Raw genomic sequence first — 20,079 nt, 5'->3', positions numbered from 1 at the left:
TCGGTCGGCACGATCGCCAGGCGCCGTGATGCGCCCGGCGACTCCTCCGACCAGAGGGAAAGCACGCGCTGGCTTCGCCAGTAGTCCAAGTGGAAGGGTGCTCTCACTTCCAGTTCGTGATCTTGCGATCCGAGACTGCGACAGTAGTGTTAGCAGCCATGGCCGTGCTGGAGTTCGAAGACGTCTGGAAGCGCTACGGCGACAAGGTCGCCTTGTCCGGCGTGTCCTTCGACGTGCGACCGGGTGAGGTGTTCGGCCTGCTCGGCCCGAACGGCGCGGGCAAGACCACCAGCATCCGGATCCTGATGGACATCGTCCGGGCCGACGCCGGCAAGGTGACCCTGTTCGGCCAGCCGCTCACCCGCGGGCACCTGGATCGCCTGGCGTACCTGCCGGAGGAGCGGGGCCTCTACACCAAGCAGAAGGTCATCGACGTGATGATCTACTTCGGCAAGCTGAAGGGCCTCGGAGCGTCGGAGGCTCGGGCGCGCGCGCGCACTTGGCTCGAGCGCATCGGCCTCGCGTCCACGGAGAATCAGCACGTGGAGCGGCTCAGCAAGGGCATGGGTCAGAAGGTGCAGCTCGCCGCCACGCTGCTCTCGGAGCCGGAGCTGTGCGTGCTCGACGAGCCGTTCTCGGGTCTCGACCCGGTGAACACCGCGCTGGTGCGCGACTTGATCGGCGAGATCCGCGCCTCCGGGCGCACCACCATCCTCTCGACTCACCAGATGAGCATGGTCGAGACGCTCTGCGACCGAGTCGCGCTGCTCTCGGAGGGCAAGCTCATGGTCTACGGCGAGGTGAACGAGGTGCGGCGGCGCTACAGCTCGTCCGAGCTCCGCGTCGGCATCCAGGGCGAGCTGCCCGAGCTGCCGGAGGTCGAACAGAGCGTCGTCGAGCGCCCGGGCACCTACCGGTTGGTGCTCGCCGAGGGGGCCGACCCGCAGCGGGTGCTGGAGCGATTGCTCGAGGCCAAGGTGCCGGTCGAGCGCTACGAACGCGTGCTGGCGCCGATGGAAGACATCTTCATCCGCGTCGTGAAGAACGGGGCAGCATGATCCGCTGGAGCAAGGTGCGCACGGTGGCCTGGTTCGAGCTTTCCTCGACGGTGCGGCGGCTCGGCTACCTGATCGTGACGCTGGGCATGCCGCTGTTCGCGGTGCTCTACGGCGGGCTGGCGCTGATCCCCGCCTACCTCGCCAAGCAGCAGGAGGAGGCCACCCGCGTCTACGGGGTGGTGGATCAAGCGGCCGTGCTCCGGCTCGGTCCCGGCGAGTCGGAGACGATCCGCAACGCGGTGTTCCGCGGCTTCGCCGACGAGAGCTCGGCGCGCGAGGCGCTGGTCGTCAAACGCAGCATCCGCAGCTACTTCGTGGTCACGCCGGACTACCTGGACTCTGGACGCGTGCTCGCGCACTCGGGTGAGGGTGGGTCCCTCGGACCCTGGGAGGGCCGCAGCGAGCTGAATGAGCTCTTGCGCACGCGCCTGCTCGGGACTCGGGTCGAGCCCAAGGTCGCCGCTCGGTTGCTCGAGCCCATCGCCGGCCGCGAGACCTTCCGCGTGGCCGGCGACGGTCAGGTGATGGCGGAGGCGTCCGAGGCGTACATCGGCCGCTTGGTCCTGCCCATCGGCTTCGTGTTCCTGCTCTTCACCTCGATCTTGATGAGCGGGAGCTACCTGATCCAGGCGACCGCCACCGAGAAGGAGAACAAGGTCGTCGAGGTGCTCCTGTCCAGCGCCAGCGCCGACGAGATCATGACCGGAAAGCTGCTAGGGCTCGGCGGCGCGGGGCTGCTCCAGGTCATCGTCTGGCTCGGCATGACCCTGGGCGTGCGCTTCGGTTTCGCGCAGCTGGTCTTGCCGTTGAACATCCAGGTGTCCTGGCAGGCGGTGGCGATCGCGCCGGTGCTGTTCGTCACCGCGTATGCCTTCATCGGCAGCCTGATGCTCGGCACCGGGTCCTTCGGCGGCAACGTCCGCGAGAGCCAGCAGCTCGGCATGTTCTGGGCGTTCCTGGCCACGCTGCCGCTGATGTTCTTGCCCCTGCTGCTCGCCGATCCGCACAGCATCGTCGCCCACGCCCTGACCTGGATCCCGTTCTCCGCGCCGGCCACGCTCGTGTTCCGCATGTCCCTGGACCCCGACGCGATCTCGATCTGGGAGATCGCCGGCTCGCTCTCGGTGCTCTTGCTCTCCACCTGGGCCGCGGTGCGCATCGCCTCCCGGCTCTTTCGCGTGGGCCTCTTGCTCACCGGCGCGCGCCCGAGCCTGCGCGAGATCTGGCGACAGGCGCGGATCGCTCCGTGAGCACGGGCGCACCGCGGATACGGGCGCGCTGTGCGGCGAGGGGCGGCGAGCGGTGACCGAGGGGCGGGCAGGGGCGGCGAGAGTAGCGCGCATGCGCGCGCGGAAACGGGCGGGCGCGTGAGCGCGGGCGTGAGCAAGGGCGAGAGCGAAAGCGTCAGCGTGGGCGCGGGTGCGGGCGTGAGCGTGTCACGTTCTTCAGGCTCGGAAACCACTACGTGGAAGCCGTGGGCGTGGCCGCGGACAAGTCCGACCCGGCAGCGAAGTGGAGCACCGTCCTCGAGAAGCGGCTGGGATCCTCCACGAACCCTGATCGAGCGCTGGCGTCGCGCCAGCGCCAGCGCCAGCGCCAGGGCGAGGACGACCCAAGCCGCGCGCTCTGGCCCTGCGGCGCGCGCCCACGACCGGAGACGATCACGCGAAAGCGCCGCCCATTGATCACGATGAGACTCGACGGAACGTGGCGCGTTCCACGGACGCGCCCCACGCCACGGCCGCCTCATCAAGCCGCGTGCGAGCGCCACGAGGGGATGCACCCCAGCATGGCTTGCCGCTACAGCCTGTCGTTCGCCGCCTGGGCCAGTGCCTTGGCCTTGACCCGGTACGGCTCGAAGTCCTCGCTCAAGGCACCGGTGATGGCATAGCGGAAGGTCACCGCGAAGGCGGCCTTCTTCCAGGTGATCTGCACACCGCGCGTTTGGTCGAGGACCTCGCCGCCGTCGCCGATGGTGTACGGGGTCGAGCCAACCAGAGGCGTGTACGCTGCCACCGGTGCGACCGAAAGGACGAGCTCGTCGTTTCGCAGCACGGTCGAATACTCGCGCTCCCACGCGCAGCGTCGCGAGGTACCGCCCGGAGTGTCGTTCGTTGCAGCGACGCCCGGAGTGGGGGCGCCCAGGATGTCCTCGATCTCCCCGGCCGTGAGCAGCGTGCAGGCGTCGGGGACGTTCCCGCCACCGCCGCCACTACCACCGCCGTCATCCGAGCTGCACGCGAGGGCTAACGGGGCAATCGCCAGAGCCGACACCAATCGCTGGATTACACTGTGCATGCCCCGGAACTTGCACCAGCTGCCCGCTCGGATCCAGTCGAGCCCGCCATGTCCGCTGGACCCCCTCGTGGGCCGGTGTACTTCGCGGGCAGTGGCGCGCCGTCCAGGCTGATGTCGTCGCCTTCGGCCGTCCAGGCCGCGCTCACCGCGTCGTCGGCGACCGCGCGCCCTCACTCCCACGCGCACTCGGCAGCAATGGGTTTCCCGCCGTCGAGTCGGAGCATCATGTGCTGCCCCTCGACCACGAACGCGACGCGTGCCGGGGGGGCGGGTCCTTCGAGGAGGACCCGAAGGCGGCCCGGCGGCGGGTCCCAGCGAGGCGTGTTCCAGCGGGTCGCGACCAACACCTCTTGCCAGCGACCCGCGACCACCGCCGTGTCGACCAGCTTTCGCTCGCCCACGATTCCTCCGGCGTCGTATTCGACCCGCACGAGCTTGCCGTCGTCCAAAGTCACGATGACGGACGCTCCCGCGAACGCGCCGGCATACTCCGGAGCGTCCATCGGATTCGCGGGGTCGAGCTCGGTCGTGGACCGTGCTTCCCCCATCTCTGCGCCGCAGCTTCCGCTCGCCGAGAACGGGCCTGCCACGGCGAAGCGTGGGGGCCCGCCACAGCCGTAGAGCAGAGCAGCGAGCAGAGCCGCTCCACCCCGCACCGACACCGCGACGTGGAACCCTTCCCTTCCGCCCCAATCGCAAGACAAGGCGGTGTCGGTCATCGCTCCGCGAGCTTACCCGGGCGCGCGCGCCGGTAGTGCATGGCGACCGCGCCGCAGCGGAGCGGCTTCGCCGAGACCAGCTCGAGCCGTCGCGTGCTGGGCAGCCCGCTCTGGTACAGGGTCGGGCCGTGGCCGGCGATCCTGGGGTGGACGAGGAACTCGTACTCGTCGATCAGATCCAGCCGGTCCAGCTCGGTCGCGAGCTTGCCGCTACCGAGGAGCACGCCGGCCGGGGTCGCGTCCTTGAGCTTCTGCACGCCCGTGCGCAGGTCGCCGGCGATGTGGTGGCTGTTGGTCCACGGGAAGTCCTTTCGCGTCGACGACACCACGTACTTCGGCTTGACCTCCAGCTTGGCCGCCCACTCGCGCATCGCTGGGGGCGCTTCCTCGTCGCCGCGGGCGACCGCCGGCCAGAAGCTCTCCATCATCTCGTAGGTGACGCGGCCCCACAGTATCGCCCCGCCCTCGTCCATGAGGCGGGTGAAGAAGGCGTGTGTCTCGTCGTCGGCGATTCCCTCCTGGTGGTCGACGCAGCCGTCCAGGGTGAGATTGATGCTGAAGGTCAAGAGTCCCATGGTGTCCTCCGTTCGAGATACACGACCAGACGCTCCGCCGTCTGGCAAAGTGCTCGGCCTTGGTCCACGCCTCGAAGACCAGCTCGGGACCGATCAGTGCGGCTCGCCCTACTGCAAGTGGTGAAGAGCGAGCGTCACCGCTGCTCCAGGGCAGGCGGCGCCGGGGCGCGGGCGGGCGCGCCCTGACCGCCGGGCGGTCACGACCAGGAGCCGCGCTCACGGCGTGAGCGTGTAGCCCTTGCCCGACATGCGGTAGCGCACGCGCCTGCCCATGATGGGGTAGGTCCAAGCCGCGAGCTCGCGGTAGCCCGAGGCGTCCCGTTTGCCGGCCTCGACCTGATAGCCCTCGACCTCGCCGACGAGCTCGTGGCAGTGGCCGCGGTCGACGAACACGAGCCAGAGCCAGTAGTCGACCGAGGTGTAGAGGAGCACGCGGTCCACCCGACCGTCGGCGTCGAAGTCGAGCGGCCCGAAGAAGGCCAGGCCTCGATCGAGGTCTCCGAGCTTGCCCTCCTTGACCGGGGCGGGCTCGAGATCGGTGAGCGTCGGCGGGCCGAGCTCGGGAAACTCGAGGTTCTTCGGGAAGGGGGCGAGGGCCTTCTCGAGCGCTCGAGGCCGGCAGACTCGCAGCGGAGCGGGCGCCGGCTCGGGCTCCGCTTCGGGCTCCGGGGCCTGCTCCGGCATCGGCGGCGCGGCCGCCGGCACGGGCGGAGTCGCCGACGGCGTCGGCGGGACGAGGAGCGGCGCTGCCGCTGCCGGCGGGCTGGGCCGAGCGCACGCGGCGAGACTCACCGAGAGCAGAAGCACGCGCCACATGCGAGCGGACAACGCCGGGCACCGCGCGGCGCATTCCGTCAGAGGGATGCCGGCGGCGCACGGCTTGCGTGCCGACTCACTGAACGGTCATGTCCGGGCCCACGCTCTCGATCAGGCAGTCGCTCTCGGGTCCGAAATCCAGCGAGTAGACGAAGCCCTGCGGCGTGCACTTCGCGGGCAGCGGCGCGCCGTCCAGGCTGATGTCGTCGCCCTCCGCCGTCCAGGCCGCGCTCACCGCGTCGTTGGCGGCCGCGGCCTGGGCGAGCTGGGTCCACCAGGTGGCCACGTCGTCCGTCGGGGCCGTGCCGGCGGGCAACAGGTTCGCGAAGATCTTCCGGCGTGCCTCGCGCACCCAGGTCGGGTCGAGCACCGCCACGTTCATCTCGCCTTCGTAGAGCATGCCGCGGTTGTTCTTGTTGGCGCTGCCCACGCTCAGGAACTTGTCGTCCACGATCAGCATCTTCGAGTGGACGTCGATGTTCGCCCAGCGGGCCTCCGTCTCGTCGATGCCCCAGGTGACCACGGTGTCGAAGGAGCGGAGCTGGAGCAGCACGTAACGCCCCGGAAACTTGGTCTCGAAGAGCGCGTGGCTCTTGTAGGTCCAGGCGCAGCCTGGGTCGGTCCACTCGTTGATGGGCTTGGTGATCACCACGAGCTTCACGTTCGGGTTCGCGTCCATGCGCGCCACGATGGCGTCGTTGAGCATCGGCGCCCGGAAGTACTGGTCTTCGATGTAGATGTACTCGTTGGCCTGGCTGACGGCGTTCACCCAGGTCTCGGCGATGGCGTGCTCCCAGAACGGCTGCGGCAAGGTCGGCGTGACCTGGATCTGCTTGCCGTTCGGTCGCTCGGCGATGTTGCGCTGTACCGCAAAGTTGGTGCTGTTCGTCGCGTAGTCCACGCCGCTCTTGAGCTGGTGCTCCCAGCGCTTCTGGAACACGTCGGCGGCGTCCTGAGCGGCCGGCCCTTCGATGCGCACCATGTAGTCCTTGCGCGGCCCCTGGTCCGGCAGCGCCTCCTTGTTCTTCACCGCCTGGCGGGCGGTGGTCGTCGCGTCGAACAGCATGCGACGCGGCTCGAAGATGGCGTGGGCGCTGCTGTCCCAGTCCACCTCCTTCAGGTTCATGCCGCCGATGAACGCCAGCTCGTCGTCGATGACCATGAACTTCTGGTGGTAGGAGGCGATCTGGGTGTTGATGCCCACCGGCCACTGGGTGAGATCGACGTCCTTCTCCGGCAGCGTGGACGCGATCTCGGCCTCCGCGTCGAAGCTCTGGGAGGCCGTCTCCGCGAAGCTCGCGCGGACGCGATCGCCGAAGGTGAAGGGCGAGGCCGCGAAATGGAACTTGCCCTTGGTCTGGTTGGCCATGCCCATGAACTCGAACTCGTCGTTGGGCGTCTCGGCGAAAGCCTTGAGCTTCGAGTCCGTGGTCATGAAGCTCAGGATGCTGTCTTGACCCCAGAACTGTCCGACCAGGACGCGGCGCTCGGCGGGCAAGGTCTCCAGGATCCCCAGGATGGTGTTCTGCCAGCGCTGGGACGGCGTCAGCGTGAGGTGCGTAGTCGAATCGCGGAGCAGCTCGAAGTCGGACTGCCACCACCAGGTGGCGATCATCACGGACTTCTTCGCGGCCTTCAGGCTCTGGGCGACGCTGGCCCAGGCTTGCTCGCCGTCCATCATGAAAGTGATGTCGTTGCCGCGCCGCGCGGGGCGCCCGCCCGCCGAGAACCACTTGTGCCGGAGACCCAGGAACAGGGAGTGGACCGGCAGCGTCAGGCCGTCCACGCTGCGGATCTCGTGACCGAGGGAGAGCCCCTGGCGCGCGCTCTCGGGGTTGGGCGAGAGCTTCGCGCTCTCCTTCGAGTCGGAGCCGTCGTAGACGATTTCGGCGCTGAGTGAGTCGTGCTCCGGCGCGCCGAGCTCGACCTTCAGCGTTCCGGCCTTCACCAACGGGACGCGCACGATGGGGCTACCAGTGGTGTACGCCGGCGCACCGTCGATGCTGACGGTGACGGTCGTCTCGGTCGCGGGCAAGAGCTGACCCCATATGTCGAGGGGGTAGACCTCCACCCAGGCCTTAGGCGGGACGTCGGGGGCATCGGGGCCGCCGTCGTTGCCGGCCGCGTTGCCCGAGCCGCCGCCGCCGCCGCTCTGGCCCGTGCCACCGTCGGAGCCACCGCAAGCGCCGGCCCAGAGCACCGGCAGGACTAGCGCGAGAGTCGTGAGCGTCCCGAAAGAGCGCATGGTGCGATTATCACTCGAATCGGCGCGCGCGCCCAGCCTCAGGGACACATCGGGCACTCGCCGTTCTGCATCGATTGCACGCACTGGCACTCGAGCCCGAAGGTACAGGAGATTCCGTGTCCGGCTCTCGGGCGAGGTGAGGACGCTCGTCCGGCGCGCGGTCAGGCGGACGGGTTGAGCGCCGCTAGCGCAGCGTTCAGCGCCGTCGCGTAGCTGACCCAGGCCAGGTACGGCACGAAGAGCCAGCCGGCGATCTTGTCGACGCGCCAGAAAGCGGCGGCGGTGGCCGCGATGCAGATCCAGAGCAGCACGATGACGACGAGCGCAGCTCGCGGCGAGTGCGCCCAGAAGAAGACCCAGGACCAAGCGGCGTTGAGCGTCATCTGAGCGAAGAAGACGCCGATCGCACGCGAGCGACCTCGAGCGTCGCGGGGCGTCCGCAGGACCCGCCAGAACGAGTACGCCATGGCGACGTAGAGAGCGGTCCACACCGGCCCGAAGAGCCAGTTGGGTGGGTTGAACCACGGCTTCTCGAGCTGGGCATACCAGCCAGTGATGTTGGGTCTGGTCGCGATGCTGCCGAGCACGGCCGCTGCTAGAACCGGCGCGATCGCTGCGAGCGCGAGCCGCAAGGTGCCCGCCGTCGAAGTGCTCCGAGTCGGGCTCGCGCCGTGCGCCGACATGGCAGCATTGTGCGGCGCCGAGCGCCCGAGGCAAGTGCCAAGCGCAGGCGACGGTTGAGCGGCGTTCCGATCGTGGGCTGGCCGATCGGGGCTCAGGGATACATCGGGCACTCGCCGTTCTGCATCGGCTGCGTGCACTGGTTCTGGCAACCCGGGACGCCGCAGGGGTAGCAGCACTTGAGCCCGAGCGAGCACTCGTTGTCGGTCTGGCAGGTCGTGCCAGCGCCGCCGTCTCCCATGCAGCTCGTCCCGGGGCTCACGTCCACACCCGCAGCGTTTGCGCCGCAGGCGTTGCAGTACTGCTTGCCGTCGCAGCCGCACACGCCGGGACAGTCCTCGGGGCAGCCGCCGGGCTTCTTCACGCACACCCCCGTGGAGTCGTCGCCACCGCAGGCGCTCTGGTCCGGGTAGTCGCAGTACTCGTCGGCGGCGCACGTCTCCTCTGCGAGGCCGCCGCAGGTGCTCGCGACCACCTTCGTGTAACAGCCACCCGTGCAGAGGAGGTAGCCGCCGTCGACCGGGATCTTCTCGCCGTCGCCGCAGCTGCAGCACCCGCAGGCCGCCGTGCACCCGGTGTCACACATCGGAGGCTGGGCGCAGCCCACGGTGGAGCAGTCGATTCCGCCGCTGCCGCCCGTCGAGCTGCCGCCGCTGCCAGCCTGGCCGCCGCTGCCGCCGCTCGAGCCGTCGGAGTCCGTGCTGCCGCCGCAGGCCGAGAGGCTCAGGAGGCCGAAGCTCAACGCAATCACCAAGCTCGAGAACGAACGCATGGACGCGTCCAGAGCAAGCTGCATGCCGCCGTCGACTGCGACAAATCCGCGGGAGAAGCTCCTGTGCCAGCCGCGCCGGTGTGCCGAAGACCGCGACAAGGCCGCCAGTCGGCTGGCGGGTTTGACCGGCCCGGCCCCTCGCAAGTAGGTTCCGCCCCCGAAGTGCACCAGCTCACCGCCATTCGCCCCGTCCCGCGCACCGGCGTCATCTACGTGATGGCCGAGGCTCAGCGGCACGGCTACTCGCAGGAGAACCCCGACTGGTGCAACCTGGGCCAGGGCATGCCGGAGACGGGGCCGCTCGAAGGCGCCCCGCCGCGCGTCGAGCACATCGACATCGACGTCGCCGACCAGGAGTACGCGCCGGTGGCTGGGCTCTGGGAGCTGCGCGAGGCGGTGGCTGGGCTGTACAACGAGCTGTACCGGCGCGGTCTGCCGTCGCAGTACAGTGCGGAGAACGTCGCCATCGCGGGCGGTGGGCGCGTCTCGATCATGCGGGCCTGCGCGGCGGTGGGCCCCGTGCATCTCGGGCACTTCTTGCCCGACTACACGGCGTACGAAGAGCTCTTGGACGTGTTCCGCCGCTTCACGCCCATCCCGGTCCTCTTGGACCCCGAACAAGGGTATCGCTTCTCGGTCTCGGAGCTGCGGCGCGAGATCCTGGGGCGCGGCCTGGGCGCGATTCTGCTCTCGAACCCCTGCAACCCGACGGGCAAGCTGATCGAGGGTGACGAGCTTCGCGGCTGGGTCGGGACGGCGCGGGAGCTCGACTGCACGCTCCTGATCGACGAGTTCTACAGCTACTACATCTGGGGCGCCGAGCCGCGTCAGGTGAGCGCCGCCGCCTACGTCGAGGACGTGAATCGAGATCCCGTCGTGCTGTTCGACGGCCTGACCAAGAACTGGCGCTACCCGGGCTGGCGCACGACCTGGATCGTCGGCCCGAAGAGCGTGATCGAGGCCGCGGCCAGCGCCGGGTCGTTCCTCGACGGCGGCGGCTCGCGGCCCCTGCAGCGGGCCGCCGAGCGCTTCGTGCGCGCCGACAACGCTCGCGCCGAGTGCGCGGCCATCCACCGCGCTTTCGGTCAGAAGCGGGCGCGGCTGCTCGACGGGCTCACGGCGCTGGGTGTGCGCACCGACGTCGAGCCGCAGGGGACGTTCTACGTCTGGGGCGACATCTCCGGCTTACCGGAGTCCATCAAGAACGGGCACGACTTCTTCAAGAAGGCCCTCGAGCGCCAGGTCATCGTCGTGCCCGGGGAGTTCTTCGACGTCGATCCGGGTGGCCGGCGCACCGCCCGTCCGTCGCGCTTCCGCCATCACGTGCGCTTCTCGTTCGGGCCTTCCCTCGACACGATGGACCGGGCGCTCGAGCGGCTGCGGGCGATGGTGCGCGAAGCCTGAGAATTACGGACCGGGCTCGGCCCGCGCTCGCGCTATGCTGGCGCGACCATGTTCTTGGCGCCGGACGACGACCACCTCGGTGGGCTCGAAGGCGTGTCGGTGCGTGCCGCTGCTCAGCCCGAGGTCGTGTACACGGTCGAGCGCATGGTGGGAGCGGGGAGCTATTCCATCGCGTTCTTCGCCCTGCGCCGCGCCCCGGACGGCGAGGCGCCGGTGGTGCTCAAGTTCGTGCGCCCGAGCCTGATGCGCGCCGCCGGCGAGATGGCCATCCTCGCCGTCGAGAAGGAGACCGTGGCGCTCGGCCGCCTGAACGAGCGCGTGCCGCCCACTCCGTTCGTGGTGCGCCTGCTCGCCAGCGACGCCATCGACGTCGAGCAGGGCGGGGTCGAGCTCCGGCTGCCGTGGTTGGCCCTCGAATACGTCCACGGTGGCGCCGAGGGCACGACGTTGGAGGAGCGCGTCGAGTTCAGCGTCGAGCAGACCGGCTACGCGTTCGACCCGGACCGCGCGGAGCTCGCGCTGACCTGTCTGGCCAGCGGGCTCGAGGCCATCCACGAGGTCGGCGTGGTGCACCGCGATCTGTCCCCGCACAACGTGCTCTGTTGCGGCTTCGGTCAGGACGAGCTGTTCAAGATCGCCGACTTCGGCATCGCGCGGCCGCAGGGCGGGACGGGCACGTTCGTCGGCATCGCCGGCGGCACGCCGGGCTACGCGGCGCCCGAGCAGGTGCGGCAGGGCGGCGCCAAGGTCTGCCCGGAGAGCGACGTCTTCAGCCTGGCCGCCGTCACCTTCAAGCTCCTGACCGGCGAAGAGCTGTTCAACGCGAATTCCGTGATCGACGGCGCGGTGCTCGCCATGGCGGCCGAGCGTCGCAGCATCACCAAGTGCAAGGGCCTGTGTCCCGAGCTCGCCGAGCGCCCGGGCGCGTGCGCAGCCATCGACCGCATCATCGCCCGGGGGACGGCGGCGGATCCGCGCCACCGCCCGCCCACGGGCTGGGAGCTCGTCTCCGGCGTGCTGCGCGCGCTGCGCTCGGGAAAGAAGCGCTCGCGCCCGCCGCGGCGGCGCCTGGAGAGCATCACCGACTACTCGGCGCCGATGCGCTTCGGCTGGACCTGGCGCGTCCGTCACCAGGCAGGAGGGAGCCGGATCCTGCGCAGCGTGGCCTGGGACGCCGACGGGCGCTGCCTGGCCGCCACCACCAGCGGGCTGGTGTTCTGGAACGGCACCGGCTGGGTGTCGGCGCGCGTTGACGGTCTGCCCTCCGAAGGCGGAGTCCGGTTCGTCGAGCGCGTGGGCGCCGGCAACTGGATCATCGGCGGCGACGGCGCCTTCATCGCCCACTACTCGAGCGACGGCGCGACGGGCCTCTTGCGCGGCGAGGATCCGAGCGTCTCGTTCACCCACGCCAGCGGCGATCTCGAAGACCTGGCGGTGCTGGTGGCCGAGCGGGCCGGCGAATCCCCGCTCTTGTTCGGGCTCGCGGCGCGCCGCTGGATGAAGCCCGCCGCGCTCTCGCGCGCCAAGAACGTGCGCTCGCTCGCGCGCATCGACGACGAGCGCTGGCTGATCGCGGGCGAGTCCAGAACTGGCGAGGGCTACGCGGCCATCTACAGCCCGCTGATGTTCGAGGTCGAGCTCATCGCCGGCGGCGAGCCGGTGTCCTACGCCGCGTGCTCGGGCCGAGCCGACCTGGGGATCGGCGCGGTGGTTGGCAGCGGGGGACGCGTGATCGCGCTCGACGAGGAGAAGGCCACACCCCTGGTCGTCGCGGACGGGCCGGACCTCGGGGCGGTGGCCGTGGACGTCGGCGCGCGCATCTGGGCCGGCGCTGCCGGGAGCATCTGGCTGCACGAGCCCGGCGGCTCGCTGCCCTGGAAATGCGTGTGGCAGAACGAGACCTGGAGCGTGCCCTTCATCGGCGTATTCGCCGACGTCGGCCGCGTGGTCGCGACGGCGCGGGACGGCGGCGTGGTCGAGGGCCGGTGGGAGGCGAAGTAGCGCGCCGACGCACGTTTTTCGCGAGCGCGCGCCGGTGCCGGTGGCCGGCTCGCCCGCGCTCTGCAAGGATTGGATCGATGAGACGGCTGGGTTTGGGGCTGGGCATGGCGCTGTCATTGGGCGCGTTCGGCGCGTGCAGCGGCGACGACGAGCCGGGCGCGAAGCAACACACGCCGCACCCCGACGCGAGCCTGGTGGACGGGCCCGTCGGGGACGCGGGCATGGACCACTCGAACGGGGACGGCGGCGGGGAAGCCGGCGACGCCGACCTGCCCTTCGACGGACCCGCGAAGCTCTCCGAGACCGGCCTTTTCACCGACATGGCGACGCGCACGCTCGCGCCCGACGTGATGCCGTTCGACGTGCGCTACCCCGTGTGGCACGACGGCGCGCCGAGCAACCGCTTCGTCTACTTGCCCCCGGGTGCGCAGATCGACACTTCCTACATGGACGTGTGGAGCTTCCCCACCGGCACCAGAGCGTGGAAGGAGTTCTACAAGGACGGCAAGCTCGTCGAGACCCGCTACCTCGAGAAGCGCGCCGAGGGCGCCGACGGTTGGCTCAAGGTCTCGTACCTGTGGGATGAAGCGAAGCAGGACGGCGCCGCGGTGCCGGGCGGCGTGAAGAACGCGCTCGGCACGACCCACGACGTGCCGGACAGCGAGACCTGCACGCAGTGCCACAACGGGGCCGGCGACGTGCTCATCGGCGTCTCGGCCATCCAGAGCAGCAAGGAGGCCGGCGGCGGGTTCTTGACCACGCTGGCTTCGAAGAACCTGCTGTCCCACCCACCGGGCAAGGAGTTTCCGATGCCGGGGGACGGCCTCGTCGAGGACGTGCTCGGCTACTTGCACGGCAACTGCGGGCACTGCCACAACGACACCAACTGGCTCGCGAAGATCAGGACGCTTCGCTACAAGGTCCCGGTGGACGTCGCCACGCCGGAGGAGACGCCGACCTACAAGACCAACATCGACGCGCTGATGAATCACATCACGCTCGACACGACGATCGCGGTCATCCCCGGCAACCCAGGCAAGAGCCAGGTCTACGTCCGGATGGGGCTCCGGGACGACAACGGCATGCCGAACTTCGACACCAAGGAGGTCGACACGGCCGCGGTGGCGATGATGGAGAGCTGGATCAACGGGCTGAAATGAGGCGCGGGCGGCGGCCGCGAGGCAGCGCGCCGCCCGCGACCCGCGCTCACTTCAGCAGATCGCCGGCGCGCGCGATCACCTTGTCGATGCCGGCCTCGGTCACGCCGGGGACGACGCCATAGCGATCGAAGAGCGACCCGAGGCGCATGGAGAAGCGCTCGAAGTCGTCGGTGCGGCGCAGCTCGTCGAGCTTCGCGCGCTCACCTTTGAGCAGGTAGAAGCCATTCAAGTCGCCGCCGTGCGCGGTCAGGCCGATCAGCTCGTAGCTCTCGAACCAGCCGTCTTTCTGCCACTTCTGGATCATGCCGCGGCTCTCGATCAGAGCCGACATGCCCTCCTTGTGCTGGCCGGGGTTCGGGCGGTTCCATCCGATCAACAGACATGCAGTTGCCATCGATTTCCTCCCTCTCTGGGAAATGAGCAGGCAACGTAACGAGAGCTTTCCGGGGCCCGCAAGCCGGTCCCCGCGGCGGCGATCTCGCGATGGATATCCGCTAGTTCCGCGTGGCTGCTGCTGCCGGGAGCCCTCGGGTGAGGGCGCCGAGCATCAGCACACCGCCGCCCGTGCGCCGGGATCCGGGCACTTCTCGAGCTGGAGCGGAACTTGCGTGCGCGGAGTGCATGGCGCGTACCCACATCCTCGGCTGGTCTCGCTTCGTTCTCCCGCTCCTCGCCGCCGCCCTGATCCTGCCCGCCTGCGGCGACGACGACGACGGCCCTTCCGGCCTCGAGTGCGTCGGCGAGAAGTGCAACCTCCAGTGTCCGGCGGGCGACCCGAGCTGCGAAGCGACCTGCCGCAACGGCGCCGACTGCGATCTCGACTGCAACGGCACCGAGTGCGATCTGGACTGCCAGGCCAAGTCAAACTGTGTCGCCGACTGTAGCGAGCGCGGCGGTTGCGACACCAACTGCCAGGGCCAGTCGACCTGCACGGTGAACTGCGAGCAGGCGGGGAACTGCAACCTCGACTGCGCCGGCGGCTCCGAGTGCACGACGACCTGCAAGGAGAACTGCGGCGGCGGCTGCGCGGGCAACTCGAGCTGCAACCTGGGCTGCGAGCAGAATTGCGGGATCGGCTGCACCGGCAACACGACCTGCGGCCTGAGCTGCAAGACCGGTTGCTACATCTGCTGTCAGGGCAGCGCGACCTGCAACCTGACCTGCAGCGACGCGGAGGTCACCGAGTGCCCAGGGGACGACAACACGAAGATCTACGTGTGCGGGCGCGAGTGCCCGCCGGCGAGCGAGTGCCGCTACGAGAACGTGGTGAGCACCGAGACGACGCCGCAGTCACCGCAGTGACCGTGGAGGTTGTCGGCGGCGTTCGGGAGCGCTACCAGTCCGGGAGTGGGCGAGCCCGTGGAGAGAGACCCGACCTGGCTCGGCGGGCGCTGGTTCTGGGCCGTCGTCGCCCTGGGGCTGTTCGCGTTCGCCAGCTACGTCGGCTCCCAGTGGCGCCTCCACCAGCGCGGCGAGCCCGGGGAATTCCGCGTCGTGTCGCTGGACGCGCCCGATGCGGTCACCCCCGGAGACAGCGAACGCTTCCGGGTCCTGGTCCACGACCTCCGGACCGGGCGGCCCGTGGCCGGAGAGCACGTCGAGCTCTTGGCCTTCATCGACGACGAGGACGAGCGAAAGCTCGCGGCCGGCGTCACCGACGCCGGAGGCGAGTGGCTCGCCGAAGCTCGCCTGCCCGAGCAGAAGTGGAGCTCGCTCACCTTCGTCGCGTATCTGCCGAAGGACGGGGAGGCGAGCGGACGCACCGCTCGGATCTGGGGCAAGCGCTCTCCGACGACCGCGCTCAGCACCGACAAGCCGCTCTACCAGCCGGGCCAGGTCGTCCACGTCCGCGCGCTGGCGTTCGACGCCTCGGACAAACCTCTCGCGGACAAGGACGTGATTTTCACGGTGCTCGACCCGAACGGCACCAAGGTCTTCAAGCAGACGCGCAAGACCTCGGCGTTCGGCATCGCCCGCGCCGACTTCGCGCTGGCCGCGGAGATCCTCCTCGGCGAGTACACGGTCGAGGTCTCTGGGCCCTACGCCTTCGCGCGCCAGAAGATCCTGGTCAAGCGCTACGCGCTCCCCAAGGGGAAGCTGACGCTGAGCGTCGAGCGCGATCGCTACGAGCGCGGTGAGCCCGTGCGCGGCACGCTCGCGGCGCTCTGGAGCTTCGGCAAGCCGGTGGTGGGTGCTCGGGCCAAGGTCTTCCGCGGCGCGGCCGGCCCGAGCCCCGCCGTCGAGGGCAAGACCGATGAAAAGGGAGAGTATCGGTTCGTGTTGCCGCCCCCACAGGTGAGCGGGCCGCTGCTCGGCGTCGTGGAGGTCGAAGGCGGGACGACCCTCGAGGGCAAGGGCGACGTCCGCGTCGCCGGCTCGGGGTTCGCGATCGAGGCCGTTCCGGAGAGCGGCGTGCTCGTGCCCGGGGTCGAGAACCTGGTCTACGTCCTGGTCAGCGATGGCGAGCGACCGGTGGCCGCCACGGTGAGGGGCGATCCGGAGGGACCGGGCGTCGAGACCGACGAGCAAGGCTTCGCGGTCGTGAGCGTCAGGCCCCAGGCCGACCGCCAATGGCACGAGCTGACGGTCGTGGACGGGAGCGGGCGCAAGGGCAGCGCGGGAGTGGCGGTTCGACAGCCCGGGGCGCGCTTCCGGGGTCGGGGGAGGTACGAGTGGGCAGAGCCGCTTCCCCCGCCGCTGTTGATCCGGGCCGCGAAGCCCGCGCTGCCCGCTGGCGGCAGCGCGCCAATCCGGCTGCTCGTGCCCGGCGGCAACCCGGGCACGGTCCAGCTGGCGCTCTGGAGAGGTGACCGCCTGCTCTCCACCGCACACGGAGCGTGCACCGGCGAGATGACCGAAGTGGCGCTCGCGGTGCCCGCCACCGCCCGGGGGCTGGTCCGCCTCGAGGCCAAGTCCTTCGGCACGCGCGGCTTGTTCGAAGGCCAGCGCCTCTTCTTGACGGATGCCTCCGGCGAGCTCGCGCTGAGAGCGGAGGTGAACAAACCGCAGCACGCGCCGGGCGAGCGCGCCACCATCGACGTCTTCGCGCGAGGCCCGGGCGGGCCGGCCAAGGTCGCGCTCGGGCTGTCGGCAGTGGACGAGGCGTTCTTCGCGCTCTCGGACGTGCGACCCGACCTCGAGAAGCGCCTGCTCACGCTCGATCGCGAGCTCGCGGCGTACCGCAGGCGCCACTACGACGAAGCAGGACGTCGCGAGTCGCACGGACCGTCGGAGCGCATCGCGCCCGAGATCCCCGGTGTGCTCGACGGCCAGAGCTCCGACAACGTGCGCTTCGCGGCGCTCGGGCTCTTGTCGGAGCACCTGCGCGGGCGCGCGACCGGCCAGACCTGGTTCGATCGGGGCGTGCTCCCCAAGGTCGCGGAGGAGCGCAAGGAGCGGAGCGGCGGCGTCGGCATCCTCGGCCTGGGTGCGCTGGGTCTGCTCTCGTTGGTGGCCTTCGTAGCCTTCGGCTTCTGGCGCGTCGCGCGGGCGCCTGCGGTGCCGGACACGAGCGCGTACGACCGGGAAGACTTCGGCGTCTCCATGCGCCGGGCGATGATCTTCTGGTTCTTGGGCGCAGTGTTGCCGTTCGCCGTGGCGATACTCGCCACGCTCCTGACCGACGAGGGTCGAGTGTTCAAGCTCGGCCCCAGGTGGGAGCTCCTCGTCGCTGGCATCGCCTGGGCCCTGACCGCGCTCGGATGCTTCGCGCTGCAGGTGCGGGCGATCCAGGGCACCGAGGCCACGCCAGTGGCGCGTGCGTTGCCTGCCACCCGACGCGTGCTGTGGCTGGCGCCCGCGGGCATGCTCGCGTGTCAGCTCGCCATCGCCGCGGCGTTGGCCGTGAGATTCGAATGGGTGAAGCTGGTGCTCACCGGGGAGCTTCGGTTCTTCCTGCTGGCCTGCGTGTTGGTGCTCGTCGTTCAGCTCGCGTTTGGCGTGCTCGCGCTCCTCCGGTCCACGAGCACGCTGCCCGTGGGAGCTGGGCGCCGGCTCTGGCTCTTGCTCAGTCGCGCGACCTTCGTCGGCCTGCCGCTCACCTTGGCCGTGCTGGGGGTGCTCGTTCACAAGGCCAAGAAGTTCGCGCGCAGCGCGGACGACTTCGAGGCCCGCGAAGAAGTCTACCTGCCGAGCGAAGACGCCGACAACAAGGAGGGCGGGACCGGCACGCGCGCCAAGGGCGAAGAGGGCTCGATGGGGAACAAGCGCTACGCGGTGGCGGGGCCGGCGGACAACTCCAGCGGGGCCCCCATCCGCGTGCGCAGCTTCTTCCCGGAGACGCTGCTCTGGTTGCCGGAGATCCTCACCGATCAGAACGGGCACGCTCGCATCGAGGTCCCGCTCGCGGACTCGATCACCACCTACCGCGTGGCGCTGTCGGCGGTGTCGCAGAAGGGCGAGCTCGGGAGCCTGAGCTTGCCGCTGGTGGCGTTCCAGGACTTCTTCGTCGACGTGACCGCTCCGGCGACGCTGACGCAGGGCGACCAGGTGAGCGTTCCGGTCACGGTCTTCAACTACCTGTCCGAGCCGCAGAAGGTACGCCTGACCCTCGAGGCCGACGGCTTCGAAGTGCGGGGCAAGAGCGACCTCGAGCTCGAGCTCGGGCCGAGCGAGACGCGCGGGACGAGCTTCGGCGTGCGCGCGACCGCGGCGGGCGCGCGGCTCCTGCGCGTGAAGGCCGTGGGCACGAAGCTCTCCGACGCGGTCGAGCGCAAGGTCAGCGTCGAGCCAGACGGCCTGCCCGTGGTGAGCGTCGTGAACGGCTCCGCCGCCGGCACGGTGCGGGCCAGCGTCGAGGTTCCGAAGGAGGCCATCGCCGGTGCCAGCACGCTCGCGCTCAAGCTCTACGGCGGCGCGTTCAGCCAGCTGGTCGAGGTCCTGGACGGCGCGCTGCGCCGCCCCTCGGGCTGCTTCGAGCAGACCTCGTCCGCGACCTACCCGAACGTGCTGGTCCTCGACTTCCTGAGGCGCACCAAGACCTCGAGCCCCGCGGTGGAGGCAAAGGCCACGGCCTACATCGACGACGGCTATCAGCGCCTCTTGGCGTTCGAGGTTCGGGGCGGAGGCTTCGACTGGTTCGGCCGCGGACCCGCGAACACGGTGCTCTCGGCCTACGGCTTGCTCGAGTTCCACGACATGTCGAAGGTGCGGCCGGTGGACGAGGAGATGATGCAGCGCACCCGCGCGTTCCTCTACTCCGCGCAGCGCCCCGACGGTTCCTGGGAGGCGCCTTCGCACGGCGTCGGATCGGCGGGCAACATCGGCCAGCACGACCTGCTCGCGACGGCGTACATCGCCTGGGCGCTCGGCGAGACGGGTGAGCAAGACGCGCGCCTCGGTCGCGCCCTCGATCTGGTGGAGGGTTCGAACGCCGACGACCCCTACGCGCTCGCGCTGGTAGGCAACGCCCTGTCTTCGGGAGGAAGGAAGGAAGCCGCCGCCGTCCGCGCCAAGGCGCTGTCCGGCTTCGTGAAGCGCGACGGTGGGCTCGCTCACTGGGAGTCACCGGGCCGCGGCCTCACCCAGAGCTACGGCGTGAGCTTGGCCGTCGAGACCACCGGGCTCGCGGCGCAGCTCCTCGCCCGTTCGGGAAGCGACAAGGGCCTCTACAAGGAGGCCCTCGGGTGGCTCGTCTCGAAGCGCGACGCGCTCGGGCTCTGGCCCTCGACCGCCGCGACAATCTCCGCAATGCGCGCGCTGCTCCACGACGCGGCGCCCGGCACCGCCGGAAACCAGACGGTGCGCGTCCGCGCTCACGGCGAGCTGGTCAGGGAGGTCAGATTCGACAAGGGAGCGCTCGACGTCCATCAGCTGGTGTCGCTGTCCGATCGCGTGCGTCCGGGCGAAAACGCCATCGAGCTCGAGGCGCCGGAGGGCTCCGACATCGCCTATCAACTGGTGGGCACCCACTACCTGCCGTGGTCCAGCGCCGCCGCCGTGGCCGCGCTGCCCATCGTGCTGCGGGTGGACTACGGGTCACGTCAAGTGACTCCGGGCAAGACCCTGGAGGTGACCGCCGAGGCTCGCTGGAACGCCGTGCGACCTTCCGGCATGGTGCTGCTCGAGCTCGGCGTGCCCCCGGGCTTCGAGGTCGAGTCGGACGATCTCGAACGTTTGGTGCGCGACCAGAAGGTAGCGCGCTACTCGATCACGTCGCGGGGCGTGATCCTGTACCTGGACCAGATCGCCCAGCTCTCGCCCGCCAAGCTCGGCTTCCGCTTGCGTGCGCTGTATCCTGTGCGCGCTGCGGCGCCGGCCTCGGTGGCGTACGCCTACTACGAGCCCGACGCGCGCTTCGAGACGCGCCCGGTGTTGGTGACGGTGGGCCCGTGACGGCGCGGTTTGGGGCG

General features: G+C 69.8%; 14 protein-coding genes and 1 pseudogene. 7 read left to right on the top strand and 8 right to left on the bottom strand.

Annotation, left to right across the window (positions count from 1 at the left end; all coding sequences use genetic code 11):
• The first annotated feature begins 158 nt into the window (after nt 1–158).
• Complete coding sequence (locus tag HS104_26685; protein MBE7483552.1) at nt 159–1,058, top strand: ATP-binding cassette domain-containing protein; 900 nt, start codon at nt 159–161, stop codon at nt 1,056–1,058.
• Complete coding sequence (locus HS104_26680; protein ID MBE7483551.1) at nt 1,055–2,308, top strand: ABC transporter permease; 1,254 nt, start codon at nt 1,055–1,057, stop codon at nt 2,306–2,308. The genes HS104_26685 and HS104_26680 overlap by 4 nt, the downstream gene beginning before the upstream one ends.
• A gap of 550 nt (nt 2,309–2,858) precedes the next feature.
• Here HS104_26680 and HS104_26675 read toward each other — a convergent pair.
• From HS104_26675 to HS104_26645, 7 genes and pseudogenes are all read right to left on the bottom strand, one after another.
• Entirely contained in the window at nt 2,859–3,332 is a 474-nt protein-coding gene (locus tag HS104_26675) for a hypothetical protein (GenBank protein ID MBE7483550.1), read from the bottom strand.
• A gap of 194 nt (nt 3,333–3,526) precedes the next feature.
• The gene (locus HS104_26670; protein ID MBE7483549.1) at nt 3,527–4,075 is read right to left on the bottom strand and encodes a hypothetical protein; all 549 of its coding nucleotides are present in this window, start codon (nt 4,073–4,075) and stop codon (nt 3,527–3,529) included.
• The gene (locus HS104_26665; protein MBE7483548.1) at nt 4,072–4,650 is read right to left on the bottom strand and encodes a dihydrofolate reductase family protein; all 579 of its coding nucleotides are present in this window, start codon (nt 4,648–4,650) and stop codon (nt 4,072–4,074) included. The genes HS104_26670 and HS104_26665 overlap by 4 nt, the downstream gene beginning before the upstream one ends.
• 630 nt (nt 4,651–5,280) lie before the next feature.
• A pseudogene (locus HS104_26660) lies at nt 5,281–5,367 on the bottom strand (DUF3071 domain-containing protein).
• Between the two features lie 175 nt (nt 5,368–5,542).
• The gene (locus HS104_26655; protein ID MBE7483547.1) at nt 5,543–7,711 is read right to left on the bottom strand and encodes a hypothetical protein; all 2,169 of its coding nucleotides are present in this window, start codon (nt 7,709–7,711) and stop codon (nt 5,543–5,545) included.
• 161 nt (nt 7,712–7,872) lie between these two features.
• Nucleotides 7,873–8,394 carry a tryptophan-rich sensory protein gene (locus tag HS104_26650; GenBank protein ID MBE7483546.1) on the bottom strand — a complete coding sequence of 174 codons (522 nt, stop codon included), beginning with the start codon at nt 8,392–8,394 and terminating at the stop codon, nt 7,873–7,875.
• A gap of 92 nt (nt 8,395–8,486) precedes the next feature.
• Nucleotides 8,487–9,164: a hypothetical protein gene (locus HS104_26645; GenBank protein MBE7483545.1), complete on the bottom strand. Its 678-nt coding sequence runs from the start codon at nt 9,162–9,164 to the stop codon at nt 8,487–8,489.
• Between the two features lie 216 nt (nt 9,165–9,380).
• On the opposite strand from HS104_26645, the gene HS104_26640 reads away from it, so the two are divergent.
• From HS104_26640 to HS104_26630, 3 genes are all read left to right on the top strand, one after another.
• Nucleotides 9,381–10,568 (top strand): pyridoxal phosphate-dependent aminotransferase, encoded by a 1,188-nt coding sequence (locus tag HS104_26640; protein ID MBE7483544.1) that lies wholly within the window; start codon nt 9,381–9,383, stop codon nt 10,566–10,568.
• A gap of 48 nt (nt 10,569–10,616) precedes the next feature.
• Nucleotides 10,617–12,569 (top strand): serine/threonine protein kinase, encoded by a 1,953-nt coding sequence (locus HS104_26635; GenBank protein ID MBE7483543.1) that lies wholly within the window; start codon nt 10,617–10,619, stop codon nt 12,567–12,569.
• A 77-nt stretch (nt 12,570–12,646) separates the two neighbouring features.
• A complete protein-coding gene (locus HS104_26630) occupies nt 12,647–13,729 on the top strand; it encodes a hypothetical protein (protein MBE7483542.1) in 1,083 nt (360 codons plus the stop codon).
• Nucleotides 13,730–13,775: 46 nt separating this feature from the next.
• Here the strand turns inward: HS104_26630 and HS104_26625 are convergent, their stop codons facing one another.
• The gene (locus HS104_26625; GenBank protein MBE7483541.1) at nt 13,776–14,123 is read right to left on the bottom strand and encodes a hypothetical protein; all 348 of its coding nucleotides are present in this window, start codon (nt 14,121–14,123) and stop codon (nt 13,776–13,778) included.
• A gap of 227 nt (nt 14,124–14,350) precedes the next feature.
• On the opposite strand from HS104_26625, the gene HS104_26620 reads away from it, so the two are divergent.
• Entirely contained in the window at nt 14,351–15,031 is a 681-nt protein-coding gene (locus HS104_26620; GenBank protein MBE7483540.1) for a hypothetical protein, read from the top strand.
• 45 nt (nt 15,032–15,076) lie between these two features.
• On the top strand, nt 15,077–20,062 hold the full coding sequence (locus tag HS104_26615) for a hypothetical protein (GenBank protein ID MBE7483539.1): 4,986 nt from the start codon (nt 15,077–15,079) through the stop codon (nt 20,060–20,062).
• Nucleotides 20,063–20,079: the final 17 nt, after the last annotated feature.

This window comes from Polyangiaceae bacterium (assembly GCA_015075635.1).
Classification (GTDB): domain Bacteria; phylum Myxococcota_A; class Polyangia; order Polyangiales; family Polyangiaceae; genus JADJKB01.
The sequence above is the reverse complement of the archived record's forward strand: the minus strand, read 5'-3'. Positions and strand labels throughout refer to the sequence as shown.

What these genes read in the sequence shown, in the direction of transcription:
- HS104_26630 (MBE7483542.1), top strand. Translation starts at nt 12,647, where the DNA reads ATGAGACGGCTGGGTTTGGGGCTGGGCATGGCGCTGTCATTGGGCGCG.
- HS104_26625 (MBE7483541.1), bottom strand. Translation starts at nt 14,123, where the DNA reads ATGGCAACTGCATGTCTGTTGATCGGATGGAACCGCCCGAACCCCGGC.
- HS104_26665 (MBE7483548.1), bottom strand. Translation starts at nt 4,650, where the DNA reads ATGGGACTCTTGACCTTCAGCATCAATCTCACCCTGGACGGCTGCGTC.
- HS104_26680 (MBE7483551.1), top strand. Translation starts at nt 1,055, where the DNA reads ATGATCCGCTGGAGCAAGGTGCGCACGGTGGCCTGGTTCGAGCTTTCC.
- HS104_26650 (MBE7483546.1), bottom strand. Translation starts at nt 8,394, where the DNA reads ATGTCGGCGCACGGCGCGAGCCCGACTCGGAGCACTTCGACGGCGGGC.
- HS104_26645 (MBE7483545.1), bottom strand. Translation starts at nt 9,164, where the DNA reads ATGCGTTCGTTCTCGAGCTTGGTGATTGCGTTGAGCTTCGGCCTCCTG.
- HS104_26640 (MBE7483544.1), top strand. Translation starts at nt 9,381, where the DNA reads ATGGCCGAGGCTCAGCGGCACGGCTACTCGCAGGAGAACCCCGACTGG.
- HS104_26670 (MBE7483549.1), bottom strand. Translation starts at nt 4,075, where the DNA reads ATGACCGACACCGCCTTGTCTTGCGATTGGGGCGGAAGGGAAGGGTTC.
- HS104_26685 (MBE7483552.1), top strand. Translation starts at nt 159, where the DNA reads ATGGCCGTGCTGGAGTTCGAAGACGTCTGGAAGCGCTACGGCGACAAG.
- HS104_26655 (MBE7483547.1), bottom strand. Translation starts at nt 7,711, where the DNA reads ATGCGCTCTTTCGGGACGCTCACGACTCTCGCGCTAGTCCTGCCGGTG.
- HS104_26635 (MBE7483543.1), top strand. Translation starts at nt 10,617, where the DNA reads ATGTTCTTGGCGCCGGACGACGACCACCTCGGTGGGCTCGAAGGCGTG.
- HS104_26620 (MBE7483540.1), top strand. Translation starts at nt 14,351, where the DNA reads ATGGCGCGTACCCACATCCTCGGCTGGTCTCGCTTCGTTCTCCCGCTC.